This window comes from Pseudomonas sp. GD03858 (assembly GCF_029840925.1).
Classification (GTDB): domain Bacteria; phylum Pseudomonadota; class Gammaproteobacteria; order Pseudomonadales; family Pseudomonadaceae; genus Aquipseudomonas.
On the sequence record NZ_JAOCDM010000023.1, the window covers coordinates 1 to 12,987 of the forward strand.

General features: G+C 64.8%; 12 protein-coding genes. 8 read left to right on the forward strand and 4 right to left on the reverse strand.

Annotated features, from left to right (window positions below):
- From nirB to pcaQ, 3 genes are all read left to right on the forward strand, one after another.
- Positions 1-2,534: nitrite reductase large subunit NirB (gene nirB, locus N5D48_RS08985; RefSeq protein WP_279883232.1), on the forward strand; the 2,534-nt coding region annotated here is incomplete at its 5' end.
- Positions 2,534-2,902, forward strand: a complete 369-nt coding sequence (gene nirD, locus N5D48_RS08990) for a nitrite reductase small subunit NirD (RefSeq protein WP_279883234.1) — start codon at positions 2,534-2,536, stop codon at positions 2,900-2,902. The genes nirB and nirD, both read left to right, overlap by 1 nt.
- Positions 2,903-2,948: 46 nt before the next feature.
- Positions 2,949-3,881: a pca operon transcription factor PcaQ gene (gene pcaQ / locus N5D48_RS08995; RefSeq protein WP_279883236.1), complete on the forward strand. Its 933-nt coding sequence runs from the start codon at positions 2,949-2,951 to the stop codon at positions 3,879-3,881.
- 45 nt (positions 3,882-3,926) lie between these two features.
- Here the strand turns inward: pcaQ and N5D48_RS09000 are convergent, their stop codons facing one another.
- Positions 3,927-5,225, reverse strand: a complete 1,299-nt coding sequence (locus N5D48_RS09000; RefSeq protein ID WP_279883238.1) for a hypothetical protein — start codon at positions 5,223-5,225, stop codon at positions 3,927-3,929.
- A gap of 290 nt (positions 5,226-5,515) precedes the next feature.
- Between N5D48_RS09000 and N5D48_RS09005 the strand changes: the two genes are divergently transcribed.
- From N5D48_RS09005 to N5D48_RS09020, 4 genes are all read left to right on the forward strand, one after another.
- A complete protein-coding gene (locus N5D48_RS09005; protein ID WP_279883240.1) occupies positions 5,516-6,244 on the forward strand; it encodes an FKBP-type peptidyl-prolyl cis-trans isomerase in 729 nt (242 codons plus the stop codon).
- A 282-nt stretch (positions 6,245-6,526) separates the two neighbouring features.
- The gene (locus tag N5D48_RS09010) at positions 6,527-6,967 is read left to right on the forward strand and encodes a YkvA family protein (protein WP_279883242.1); all 441 of its coding nucleotides are present in this window, start codon (positions 6,527-6,529) and stop codon (positions 6,965-6,967) included.
- A gap of 101 nt (positions 6,968-7,068) precedes the next feature.
- Positions 7,069-7,413, forward strand: a complete 345-nt coding sequence (locus N5D48_RS09015; RefSeq protein WP_279883244.1) for a helix-turn-helix transcriptional regulator — start codon at positions 7,069-7,071, stop codon at positions 7,411-7,413.
- Positions 7,410-7,778: a hypothetical protein gene (locus tag N5D48_RS09020; protein WP_279883246.1), complete on the forward strand. Its 369-nt coding sequence runs from the start codon at positions 7,410-7,412 to the stop codon at positions 7,776-7,778. The genes N5D48_RS09015 and N5D48_RS09020 overlap by 4 nt, the downstream gene beginning before the upstream one ends.
- Positions 7,779-8,024: 246 nt before the next feature.
- Here the strand turns inward: N5D48_RS09020 and N5D48_RS09025 are convergent, their stop codons facing one another.
- A complete protein-coding gene (locus N5D48_RS09025) occupies positions 8,025-10,106 on the reverse strand; it encodes a carboxy terminal-processing peptidase (RefSeq protein WP_279883248.1) in 2,082 nt (693 codons plus the stop codon).
- Between the two features lie 142 nt (positions 10,107-10,248).
- Between N5D48_RS09025 and N5D48_RS09030 the strand changes: the two genes are divergently transcribed.
- Positions 10,249-11,211: an NAD(P)H-quinone oxidoreductase gene (locus N5D48_RS09030; protein WP_279883250.1), complete on the forward strand. Its 963-nt coding sequence runs from the start codon at positions 10,249-10,251 to the stop codon at positions 11,209-11,211.
- A gap of 118 nt (positions 11,212-11,329) precedes the next feature.
- Here N5D48_RS09030 and N5D48_RS09035 read toward each other — a convergent pair whose 3' ends face one another.
- A complete protein-coding gene (locus tag N5D48_RS09035; RefSeq protein WP_279883252.1) occupies positions 11,330-11,983 on the reverse strand; it encodes an HAD-IB family hydrolase in 654 nt (217 codons plus the stop codon).
- A 13-nt stretch (positions 11,984-11,996) separates the two neighbouring features.
- Positions 11,997-12,986: an ABC transporter ATP-binding protein gene (locus N5D48_RS09040; RefSeq protein ID WP_279883254.1), complete on the reverse strand. Its 990-nt coding sequence runs from the start codon at positions 12,984-12,986 to the stop codon at positions 11,997-11,999.
- Between the last annotated feature and the right edge of the window lies 1 nt (position 12,987).

The following is a 12,987-nucleotide window of genomic DNA, read 5'->3' on the forward strand; positions in this document are numbered from 1 at the left end:
AGGCACAACGCGCACGACTGGTCATCGTCGGCAATGGCATGGTCGGCCACCACTGCGCCGCCCAGCTGATCGAGCGCGGCGCCCTGGCGCGCTTCGAACTGCATGTGTTCGGCGAAGAGCGCCAGCGTGCCTACGACCGGGTCCATCTGTCGGAGTACTTCACCGGCAGCTGTGCCGAGACCCTGGCCCTGTGCGGGCCCGATTACTACGACCAGGGTGGCGTGCATCTGCACCTGGGCGAGGCGGTGCTGGACATCGACCGTGAGCGCCGCGAGGTGGTCACCGCCGAAGGCCGCTACGGCTACGACCAGTTGGTCCTGGCTTGCGGTTCCTACCCGTTCGTGCCGCCCATCGAAGGCTCCAGCGGCAATGCCCGCCTGGTCTATCGCACGCTCGACGACCTCGATGCGATCCGCGCCGCCGCCAGCGGGGCGCGCCGGGGTGTCGTGGTGGGTGGCGGCCTGCTGGGCCTGGAGGCGGCCAACGCGCTCAAGTCCCTGGGGCTGGAGGCGCATGTGGTGGAGTTCGCGCCACGGCTGATGCCGGTGCAACTGGACGGCGAGGGCGGCGCCGCGCTCAAGGCGCGGATCGAGGCGCTGGGCGTGGGCGTGCACCTGTCCCGCGCCACTCAGTCGATCAGCGCGGGCGAGCAGTACCGCTATCGCATGAACTTCGACGGCGGCGAGCACCTGGAGACCGACCTGATCGTGTTCTCCGCCGGCATCCGGCCCCAGGACGCCCTGGGGCGCGCCTGCGGCCTGGAGATCGCCGCTCGGGGTGGCGTGGTGATCGATGATCATTGCAGAACCAGCGATCCGCACATCTTCGCCATCGGCGAGTGCGCCTCGTGGAACGGCAGCGTGTTCGGCCTGGTCGCCCCGGGCTACGCCATGGCGCGCAACCTCGCGGCGCTGTTGGCGGGCGAGTCGGCGGGCGTATTCACCGGCGCGGACATGTCGACCAAGCTCAAGCTGCTGGGCGTGGATGTCGGCTCCATCGGCGATGCCCACGGCGCGACTCCAGGGGCACGCAGCTACCGCTTCATCGACGAGGCCAACGCGGCCTATCGTCGACTGGTGGTGGACGCCAGCGGCAAGCGGGTGCTCGGCGCCGTGCTGGTGGGCGACAACAGCTACTACGACACCTTGCTGCAGTACGCGCAGAACGGCATCAAGCTGCCGGACGACCCGGCCGCGCTGATCCTGCCACAAGGTAGCGGCGTGCCGGCCCTGGGCGCCGACGCTCTGCCCGCCGGCGCGACCATCTGCTCATGCCACAACATCAGCAAGGGCGCGGTGTGCGCGGCCATCGACGGCGGCTGTGGCGACCTGGCGGCGGTGAAAGCCTGCACCAAGGCCGCCAGCGGCTGTGGCGGTTGCGCGGCGCTGCTCAAGCAGGTCGTCGAGCACGAACTCGGCGCCCGTGGCGTGACCGTCGACAAGAGCCTGTGCGAACACTTCGCCTACACCCGCCAGGAGCTGTACGGGCTGGTGCGGGTCGAAGGCATCCGCTCTTTCGGCGAACTGCTCGAACGTCACGGCAAGGGGCACGTGGGCTGTGATATCTGCAAGCCGACGATAGGCTCGATCCTCGCCTCATGCTGGAACCAGCCGATCATGGACCCGGCCCTGGTGCCGCTGCAGGACACCAATGACACCTTCATGGCCAACATGCAGAAGAACGGTACCTACTCGGTGGTGCCGCGCATCCCGGGTGGAGAAATCACGCCGGACAAGCTGATCGTGATCGGCCAGGTGGCGAAGAAATACGACCTCTACACCAAGATCACCGGCGGCCAGCGCATCGATCTGTTCGGCGCCCAACTGCATGAGTTGCCGTTGATCTGGGGCGAGCTGATCGACGCCGGCTTCGAGACCGGGCATGCCTACGGCAAGTCCACGCGCACGGTGAAGTCCTGCGTGGGCAGTACCTGGTGCCGCTACGGCGTGCAGGACAGCGTGGCCATGGCCTTGCGCCTGGAGGACCGCTACAAGGGCCTGCGCGCGCCGCACAAGCTCAAGTTCGCGGTGTCCGGCTGCACCCGCGAATGCGCCGAGGCGCAGAGCAAGGACATCGGCGTGATCGCCACCGACAAGGGCTGGAACCTGTACGTATGCGGCAATGGCGGCATGCGCCCGCGCCACGCCGAGCTGTTCGCCACCGATCTGGACGACGAGACCCTGGTGCGCCTGATCGATCGGGTGCTGATGTTCTACATCCGCACCGCCGACAAGCTGCAGCGCACCTCGGTATGGCGCGAGAACCTGGAGGGCGGGCTGGACTACCTCAGGCAGGTGATCGTCGACGACAGCCTGGGGCTGGCCAGCGAACTGGAAGCGCAGATGCAGCACGTGGTCGAGCGCTATGAGTGCGAATGGGCCAATGCGCTCAAGGACCCGGAAAAGCTCAAGCGCTTCCGCACCTTCGTCAACGATCAGCGGACCGACCCGGATGTGCACTTCGTCCGCGAGCGTGGCCAGCGTCGGCCGGCCGCGCCGCTGCACCTGATCCCCACTCACGAGGAGGTTGTGTGATGAACCCGTCCAACAATAGGGCTGTTGCTCATGAACCCAGCTGGCGGAAGGTGTGCCAGGCCGGCGATCTGGTTGCCGACTCCGGGGTGGTGGTGTGGCACGACGGCGAGCAGGTGGCGTTGTTCTACCTGCCGGGGCAGGGGTGCGAGCTGTATGCCGTCGGCAACCGTGATCCGCGTTCCGGCGCCAACATCATCGGCCGTGGGCTGGTGGGCGATGTGCAGGGGGCGCTGGTGGTGGCCGCGCCGCTGTACAAGCAGCACTTCTGCCTGCAAAGCGGCGTCTGTCTCGAGGATCCGTCACAGCATTTGCGGGTATGGCCCGTGCGCCTGGCGGACGGTGCGGTGCAACTGGCGACCAGCCCGTAGCGGCCGCTCTGTTGCAGCTTGGCTGCGCGCGGATACACTGCCGGGCATGAACCTCGATACCCGCATCAAGTTTCGCCACCTGCTGTGCTTCCTGGAGATTGCCCGGCAGGGCAGCCTGGCCAGGGCCGCCGATGTGCTCGCGATCAGCCAGCCGGCGATCTCCAAGACGCTCAAGGAACTGGAGGCGCTGCTCGAAACCCGTCTGTTCGAGCGCAGCCACCAGGGCGTCGCCTTGACCCCGGCCGGCACCCGCTTCATGCGCTACGCAGGGCCCAGCGTGCAGGCCCTGCGCGATGGCGTGGGCAGTGTCCGGGGCGAGTCGCGGGCGCCTTCGCAGGTGCGTATCGGTGTGCTGTCCACGGTCGAAGGGCTGCTGATGCCCGAAGTGCTGTGCCGCCTGCACCAACGGCACGAGGCGCTGGTGATCAGCGTGGCGACCGGCGTCAGCGCGCAGCTGCTCGGGCAACTGCATCTGGGCGAGCTGGAGCTGGTGGTCGGGCGCATGACCGACAGCCCGCAGATCCAGGGCCTGTCGTTCGAGCACCTGTACAGCGAATCGATGACCCTGGTCGTGCGACCTGGGCATCCGCTGCTGGCGCGCCAACCGCTCGACCCGGTCCGCGTGGGTGACTACCCGCTGGTGCTGCCGCCCCTGGGGACGACCATTCGCAAGCATGCCGACAGCCTGTTCGTGCAGTGCGCGATCCCGCTGCCGGCGCAGCGGCTGGAAACCTTGTCGCTGGCCTTGAGCCGGCGCTATGTGCTGGGCAGCGACGCGGTTTGGGTGGCGCCGCGCGATGCGGTGCTCATCGACCTCGGACGGGCAGAGCTGGCCGAACTCGATCTGGGCGAGCGTGAGCCGGGTGGTTCGGTGGGGATCTGTCGTAACGCGGCGCTGCCTCTGAGCCTGCCGGCGCAGTGGCTGTGCGAGGTGCTGCGGGAGGTGGCGCAGGCCTATCGCGAGGGGTGCTATCCCTGATGGCGCCGGGCGGGTGCCGAGCTCACCCGCCTGGGCGCCTGGCTATCAGCCGTGCAAGGCAATGGCGATCACCACCGCATCGGTCTTTCGCTGCTGCAACAATTCGTTTCTTCCGCATATCAGCAAGCGCTGGCGATCGACATCCACCGCGATGGTGGCGGGATACTCCGGATAGAATCCGTCGTCGGGCAGCTCCGCGCCGAGTTGTCCGTAGCCTCGAGGCGGCACGAAGGTGCTGTCCAGCGTGCCATCGTTTCTGTAGCGCGCGACGAAGTTGGTGGTGTAGAAGCTCCCGTAGCCGACGAGGCGATCACCGATTTCGACGAAGTGGTCCCAGCTCCCCTCCATCCAGTCGAAATTCACCGGTTTGCCGCCATTGAACCGCGTCATCGGCTTGCCGCTGAAGTCCAGCTGGAAGAGCTCGGGTTGCAGGCTCTCGTCCTCGAACTCACGATTGCCGGCCAGCGTGATCGTGCGCGAGGGCTCGTTGACCGAGATTGATCTGTAGTCGGTGAACGGATTCGACACGAAGTGGCCGTCGCTGGCAAACGTGCGATCGAGCGCTCCCCGTAGGTCCAGGGCACTGATTCGCGTCACGTAGCCATTTTCGCCTTCGCCCATTGTCAGCAGCAGTATGCGCGGGCTTGCGTCGTGTGCCGGCAGGATCGCAAGTTTCCGCGCATCATAGAGCCCGTCGGGAAACAGCGTTTGCAAAGGGAGGACACCTTCGTTGGCAAATTGCCCATCGAGTGCGCCGCGGGTATCGAGTGCCACGAGGGCGTACCCTTCCGAGGATGCGAACGTTGACAGGATGCAGTGGGTCCCGATGGATACGAGGCCCAGTGCCGCAGGAGAGTAGTTGAGTCGTTCTTCAAGGGCTACGACTCCCTTGCTGCCGAATGTGTCGTCCGGCCGGCCATCGGGCATGAATCTGCAGACATAGGCTTTCCCGGAGGCGTTGAGGTGGCCTCTGCACAGGAGTTTGCCGTCGATGTCCTCGACCAGTTGTTCAGGTACGAACAGTTCATCGGTGTCGATCACGTCAGCGAAGTCGATCCTGCCCTTGCCATTGAACGTAGGGTCGATCTCGCCATTGTCCTTGAGCACGACAACCACGCTGCTCTGCCGATAAGGCACGGTCCCTCGCGTGAAGTTGTAACCGCAGGCGTAGTGTTGCCCCGGCCTGGCCTTGATGGGGTGGATATCCAGGCAAGTGCCGGACAGGCTTGTCTCGCTTTCAAGGATACGAGCCAGGCCGTCGGCGCCGAATGTCGGGTCTATCGGGGCCAGGGCCGCCAGACGCATGGGAACGTGGGATGGGCAGGCGCGGGTGCCAAGGTTCATGGGCAATCTCCATGGATTGAGGGTTTGCGCGGACCAGGAGTGAGTCAGTGCTCCATGGGTGCGGAGCAAGCCCACAGTGAATGCGATGCCCTGTTTCCACGCTACTGGCAAAAATGCCAGGTACCGATACCACGGTGGGGAAGATCGGGGCTGGCGGATGAACTTGTTTTCACGCACTGAACTTCCATCGGCAATCCCGCTCTCATGCCGGTAGCCATTGGTAACGACCGCCTGCTAAGCTCGCGGCTTTACCCTGATTTGCCCTCATGGCGCATGAACAAGGAACTAGCATGAAACAACATCGTTTGGCGGCTGCGGTTGCCCTGGTTGGCCTGGTCCTCGCAGGTTGCGACGCCCAGACCAGCAGCGTCGAGCTGAAAACGCCAGCACAGAAAGCCTCCTACGGTATCGGCCTGAACATGGGCAAGAGCCTGGCCCAGGAAGGCATGGACGATCTCGACTCCAAGGCCGTTGCCCAGGGCATCGAGGACGCGGTCGGCAAGAAAGAGCAGCGCATCAAGGATGAAGAGCTCGTCGAAGCCTTCACCGCGCTGCAGAAACGTGCCGAAGAGCGTCTGGCCAAGGCCAGCGAAGAAGCGGCCAGCGCCGGTAAGAAGTTCCTCGAGGAGAACGGCAAGAAACCTGGCGTGATCACCACCGCCTCCGGCCTGCAGTACGAAGTGGTGAAGAAGGCCGATGGCCCTCAGCCCAAGCCGACCGATGTGGTGACCGTCCACTACGAAGGCAAGCTGACCGATGGCAAGGTCTTCGACAGCTCCGTCGAGCGCGGCAGCCCGATCGACCTGCCGGTAAGCGGCGTGATCCCGGGTTGGGTCGAAGGTCTGCAACTGATGCACGTCGGCGAGAAGTACAAGCTGTACATCCCTGCCGAACTGGCCTATGGCGCCCAGAGCCCGAGCCCGCTGATCCCGGCCAACTCGGTACTGGTGTTCGACCTGGAACTGCTGGGCATCAAGGACCCGACCAAGGCCGATGCCGAGCCAGCCCCGGCGAAGTAACACCCGGCGCTCTCCAGCAACGCCCCGTTTCGACGGGGCGTTGTCGTTTCAGGGCATTGCTTGACGCGAACTGTCCGGCTCGTTCACTGTCGCAAGCAGTGTCCCGACGACACGCGACCGACCTGTGTCGCAAAACGTTTGCGCGCTTGAAACGGTTGTGTAAAAAACGCCCGATCCGTCGCTCGCCCTTGCCTGGCGGGCACCAGACGGTGCCAAGGCGGCCCTGTTCACAAGGTTATCCACAATTATTGTGGATAACCTTCCTGCTCCTCTGGAGGTCTCATGAGCGCACCCTGGAATTTTGCCCGCTTCCTGCCTTTGGCCGAGCGCCTGCTCAGCCGTGGCCGGCTGCCGGCGCTGCTGTTCGCGGTGGCCCGCAAGGGGCCGAAGCTGGGCCAGTTGCGTGATGACCTGCGCCTGATGCAGGCCTTGTGCCTGGCCTGGTGGCGCGGCGAGTACCGCGCCGTCAGCCCCAAGGCGTTGGTCACCATCGTGGCTGGGCTGCTGTACTTCGTCAGCCCTCTGGATGCCATCCCTGACTGGCTGCTGGGCGTCGGCTTGCTCGACGATATCGCGGTACTGGGCTGGGTGCTCAAGACCGTCGCCGACGAACTGGCCCGTTTCAAGGCCTGGCGCGCCAGCCAGGCGCCGGAGCGCCTGCAAGTAGTCGAGCGCTTGCCGGACAGCCCCGAAGCCTTACGCCTCGAACGCCCCGGCAGCTGATTCACGGTGTACCCGCACACACCCTCGCGGTTGGTAATATAATTGGCATAAGCGTTATGCCTACGGATTACATGCCGTGATCCAATGTCGAGGGGGTTGCAATGGGTATTCAGGTCATCAGCCGGGACGGTCAGCCCGAGTACGCAGTCGTTCCCTGGGAGCAGTATCAGGCGTTGCTGGCGGCCGCTGGCCAGGCACCTGCCGCTGCACCGGCCGCCGCCACCAACATCGAAGACAGTCAACCGGACGCCAGCCTGTGCTCCCTGGGCCAGCTGGCGTCGTTGCGTGAAGCCAAGGGGCTGGCCCCTGAACAGCTGGCACGCAGTGTCGGCATCAGCCCGGCCTACCTGACGATGATCGAGTCGGGCGAGCGCCGTCCGGATGCGGCGATCCTGCGCAGCCTGGCATGGCACCTGGGCGTGGCCGGCTGGAGCGAGCCGTCATGAGCCAGGTCAGGATCAGCCGTCAGCATTGGGAGGGCTTGCTGACCGAGCTCGACCTGGCTCGCCGGCAGCGCCATCTGCTCACCTACCGCGCCTTGCTTGAGCGGCTTCAACTTCCCAGCCCCGCCATGCAGACCCTGACTGCGGCCTTGGAGTACCTGGCGGTGCTCGATGCCCGTGCCGAACAGCCATTGCGCAGTTCGCTGGTGATCAGTCAAGGTGCCAGCCGTCTGCCGCGCACCGGCTTTTTCGAGTGCGTCGAGCGCCTGGGGCGGTTCTCCGGACCTGTCGATGGCATGGAGGCGGCGTCGTGGCACGCCTCGGAAGTGGTACGGGTCTTCGAATACCGTTATCCGGAACAGGCCTGACGAGTCACTCAGGCCTTACCGGGTCGCTCATGTGGCGTTCTGGCCTACATGGGAAAATCCCTTTCAGGCTGTTTGCCGTTAGCGCTGCGGCGGACACCTCGAGGCCGTCACGCGGTCAACAGCCCGCGCACCCAAAGGCCTCGAAAGGGGCGGGACACTTACCATGAAAAAGGGTCGGACACTGACATGTCCGACCCTTTTCATTTCACGACGGTGCGATGACGGCTCACCGTGGCCGCCATCACCTCAGTGCTTGGCCACCGATGTGCTCAGGCTCAGGTAGTCGAGCAGTATGCGACCGGTCTCGGACAGGTAGGCGTCGTCTTCCGGTTTGGTGTCATCCGGCTCGGCGGGCAGCGCGTCCTCGTCTACTTTCTTCAGCTCCTTGAGCGGTTCCTCGCCCTTGGCCTTGCGACGGATGTTCTCCAGCGCCAGTTGCTTGCCTTCGATCTGGTCGTGACGGGCACGGCGTTCCTGTTCGTTGAGGCTGACGGTCTTCTCGTTCATCAGCTTCTGGGTCAGCGCCAGGCGGTCGCGGATGTAGACGAACTCGGCATCCTTGTCGCTGCGGGCTTGGTGCTGCGCCTTGAGCTGGGCCAGGAACGGCTTGAACGGATCGACCACCGGCTTGACCACCGGGCGGATGGTGTCCCACGGCATGGCCTCGGGCAGGGCGCTCTCACCGATTTCCTTGGTGTCGATGATCGACGGGTAGTCGATGTCCGGCAACACGCCCTGGTGTTGGGTGCTCTGCCCGGAAACCCGGTAGAACTTGGCCAGGGTGAGCTTGAGTTCGCCGTGATTGAGCGGCTGGATGGTTTGCACCGTGCCCTTGCCGAAGGTCTGGCCACCGATGATCAGCGCGCGGTGGTAGTCCTGCATGGCACCGGCGAAGATCTCCGAGGCCGAGGCGGACAGGCGGTTGACCAGCAAGGCCAGCGGACCCTTGTAGAACGCGCCAGGGTTTTCGTCCTCGAGCACGTCGACGCGGCCGTCGCTGTTGCGCACCAGCACGGTCGGGCCTTTCTCGATGAACAGGCTGGTCAGCTCGGTGGCTTCCTGCAGCGAGCCGCCACCGTTGTTGCGCAGGTCGATGACCACGCCGTCGACTTTCTCTTTCTGCAGCTCGGTGAGCAGCTTCTTCACGTCGCGGGTGGTGCTCTTGTAGTCCGGGTCACCGGCGCGGTAGGCCTTGAAGTCCAGGTAGAAGGCCGGGATCTCGATGATGCCCAGCTTGTAGTCACGCCCGTCCTGCTTGAGCTTGAGCACCGACTTCTTCGCCGCCTGCTCTTCGAGCTTCACGGCTTCGCGGGTGATCGAGACGATCTTGCTGGTCTGGTCGTTCGGCGCGTTGCTGGCCGGAATGACCTCCAGGCGCACCACCGAGCCTTTCGGGCCGCGGATCAGCTTGACCACCTCGTCCAGGCGCCAGCCGACCACGTCGACCATCTCCTTGTTGCCCTGGGCGACACCAATGATTTTGTCGGCCGGGGCCACCTGCTTGGTCTTGGCGGCCGGGCCGGCCGGCACCAGGCGCACGATCTTGACCTGGTCGTTGTCGCTCTGCAGCACCGCGCCGATGCCCTCGAGCGACAGGCTCATGTTGATGTCGAAGTTCTCGGCGTTGTCCGGCGACAGGTAGTTGGTGTGCGGGTCGTAGGACTGGGCAAAGGTGTTGATGTAGGCCTGGAAGATGTCTTCGGCACGGGTCTGGTCCAGGCGCGCCAGCTGGTTCTTGTAACGCTTGACCAGGGTTTCCTGGATCTGCTTGAGGTCCTTGCCGGCGATCTTCTGGCGCAGCACTTCGTCCTTGACGCGTTTGCGCCACAGTTCGTCGAGCTCGGCCTGGTTCTTCATCCAGGGCGCGTCCTTGCGGTCGACCAGCAGGTCTTCCTTGACGGTGAAGTCGATCTTGTCGACACCCTTGTTCAGCTCGCCGAGGGCGTAGTCCAGACGCTGCTTCACGCGGTCCAGGTAGCGCTTGTAGATGGTGAAGCCGGGGTCGAGGTTGCCGCTCTTGAGGAAGTCGTCGAACTGCGTCTTCCATTTGTCGAATTCGGCGATGTCGGCGGCGGTGAAGTAGCTGCGCGACGGGTCGAGCAGCTTGATGTAGCTGTCGTAGATGATGACCGAACGGGCGTCGTCCAGCGGCGGCTTGCTGTAGTGGTGGCGCTTGAGCAGCTCGACGATGTTGAGGCTGGCGACGACTTCGTCACGGTCCGGCTGCAGGCTGTCCCACTTGTTGGCGGCGGCCGCATTGCCACCGAGCGTGAGGCTGCCCAGGCCGATCATCAGGGCGAGGGCGGTGCTGGGGAGGAAATGCTTCATGCTGATTCGACGTGGAGGCAATTGATCACGCATAGTAGGCCGTCTTATCCGTTCGCCGGTTCCATGGAGCCGGACGCATACTGCAAAAAGCCTGGGAAATGCTCGCCCAGGCTCGGTCATATGATTCAACTATGGAGGCACTGTGAAGGCATTGCAAGGCGTTGACGGACATGTGGCCTGGGTCGAGGCCGAGCGCCCGGCCTGTGATGCGGGGCAAGTGCGCATTCGTGTGGCCGCCGCGGGGCTGAACCGCGCCGACCTGTTGCAGATGAAGGGTCTGTACCCGCCACCGCCTGGCGCCAGCCCCTACATGGGCCTGGAGTGCGCGGGGGTGATCGAGCAAGCCGGCGCTGGCGCCGACTGGCGCGTGGGCGACCGTGTGTGCGCGCTGCTGCCCAGCGGTGCCATGGCCGAGGAGGTGGTGGTCGATGCCCGTCATGTGCTGCCGGTGCCCGAGGGTCTGAGCCTGCACGAGGCGGCGGCGCTGCCGGAGGTGTATGCCACGGCCTGGTTGAACATCTTCCAGCTCGGGGGCCTGAAGGCCGGCGAGAAGGTGCTGGTGCATGCCGGCGCCAGTGGCGTGGGCTCGGCGGCCATCCAGCTGTGCAAGGCTTTCGGCAGCCCTGTGTGGGTCAGCGTCGGCTCCGCCGAGCGCCTGGCCTATTGCCAAAGTCTCGGCGCAGCGGGCGGAGTGGTACGCAATGCCAACCTCGATGAGCTGGAGCAGATGGGGCCGTTCGATGTGATCCTCGACCCGGTGGGTGCCAGCTACGGTCAGCTGAACCTCAAGTTGCTGGCGCGCGACGGGCGTTGGGTGATCATCGGCCTGATGGGCGGGCGCAAGGTCGAGCTGGACCTGGCGCTGGTGCTGGGCAAGCGCCTGCAGATCACCGGGTCGACCTTGCGCAACCGCGACGACGGGTTCAAGGGCGAGTTGCTGCGTGAGCTGCAACAGCAGGTATGGCCGCTGTTCGCCGAAGGGCGGTTGTCGCCGCAGTTGGTCGACACCTATCCGGTGGAATTCGCCCAGGCGGCGTATGCCGAGCTTGAGAGCAACCAGGTGTCGGGCAAGTTGGTGATGGTGATCGATTCGAGTTTGGGCTGAGATAGCTGGGGCCGCTTTGCGCCCCTTTCGCGACACAAGGCCGCTCCTACAGGGGCATGCGATCTTCTGTAGGAGCGGCCTTGTGTCGCGAAAGGGGCGCAAAGCGGCCCCATGGCCCTCAAGCCCAGCTCAATACTGGCCATCCCTCGCTCTGCGCCCGCTCACGCAACACCTCATCCGGATTCACCGCAACCGGATGATCCACTTTCAGCAACAACGGCAAGTCATTGCGCGAATCGGAATAGAAACTCGCCCCCTCCAGGTTTTCCTGCTCCTGATCCAGCCACTCCAGCAACCGGGTGATCTTGCCTTCGCGGTAGGTCAGTACACCGTGGGTCCTGCCGGTGTACACCCCGTTGACGGCCTCCAGGTCGATGGCCAGGTATTCCTCCACTCCCAGGCGCGCGGCGATCGGTCCGACCAGGTGGCTGCCCGAGGCGGAGATGATCAGGATCCGATCCCCGCGCTTGCGGTGCTCGGCGATGCAGCGGCAGGCATCGCCAAAGATGATTGGCTCGATCACATCCTCCACCCAGGGCTCGACCAGATGCTCGACCTCCTCCAGCGTGCGCCCGGCAATCGGCTCGAGACTGAAGGCCATGTATTCCTCCATCCGTAGGTGACCTCTGCCGTAGGCCTCCATCAGTTCATGATCGCGCCTGAGGTATGCCTTGCCATCGACCCAACCCAGCCGGGCCATCTGCTCGCCCCACAGCGACGAGCAGTCGCCGTGGATCAGGGTTTCGTCCAGATCGAAAATTGCCAATGCCATGGGTTGAATCTCCTTAGGCCACTTCCCGTAGCGCTGTGGGGTCGATCGACAAGCATACCTGCTTCCCGTCGGCGTGCAGATCGCTGGCGCAGCGGTTGAGCACGTCCACCACCAGTTCCACGCCGTGTACCAGCACCCGGTAGCGGATGACGTTGCCCAGCAGGCTGTGGCTGCGCACTTCGCCCTGCATGTCGCCCTCCAGGCCCAGGGTGATCGACTCTGGGCGGATCGCCAGGCGGCCACTGACCGGGCGTTGCAACAGGCGGCTGGCGCTGTCCGCGTCGAGCAGGTTGTAGTTGCCGATGAAGCCGGCGGCGAACAGGTCCACCGGCGCGGTATAGAGGGTCTCGGCATCGCCGCTCTGGACGATGCGCCCCTGGTTCATCAGGACGATGCGATCCGACATGGTCAGCGCCTCTTCCTGGTCGTGGGTGACGAAAATGGTGGTCAGCCCCAGTTCGCGCTGAATGGCGCGAATCTGCTCGCGCAGGTGCTTGCGGATGCGCGCATCCAGTGCCGACAGCGGCTCGTCGAGCAGCAGCAGGCGTGGGCGGGTGACCAGCGAGCGGGCCAGGGCCACGCGCTGGCACTGGCCGCCGGACAGCTGATGCGGGTAGCGCCCGGCGAAGCTGCCCAGCTCCACCAGCTCCAGCGCCTCGCGCACCCGCGTCTGGCTTTCGTCGCCTTTGACCTTCTGCATGCGCAGGCCGAAGGCGACGTTCTGTTCCACGGTCATGTTGGGGAACAGCGCGTAGCTCTGGAACACCATGCCGATCCCGCGCTTCTGTGGGCTGAGCGGCACGATGTCCTGTCCGTCGAGCAGGATCTGGCCTTTGTCCACCGGGGTGAGTCCGGCGATGCAACGCAGCAGTGTCGACTTGCCACAGCCCGAGGGGCCGAGCAGGGTGACGAATTCGCCGCGCTCGATCTGGCAGTCGATGTTCTCGAACACCGGGCTGCCGGCGTAGCTCTTTTGCAGTTTCTGCACGCTGACGAAGCTCATG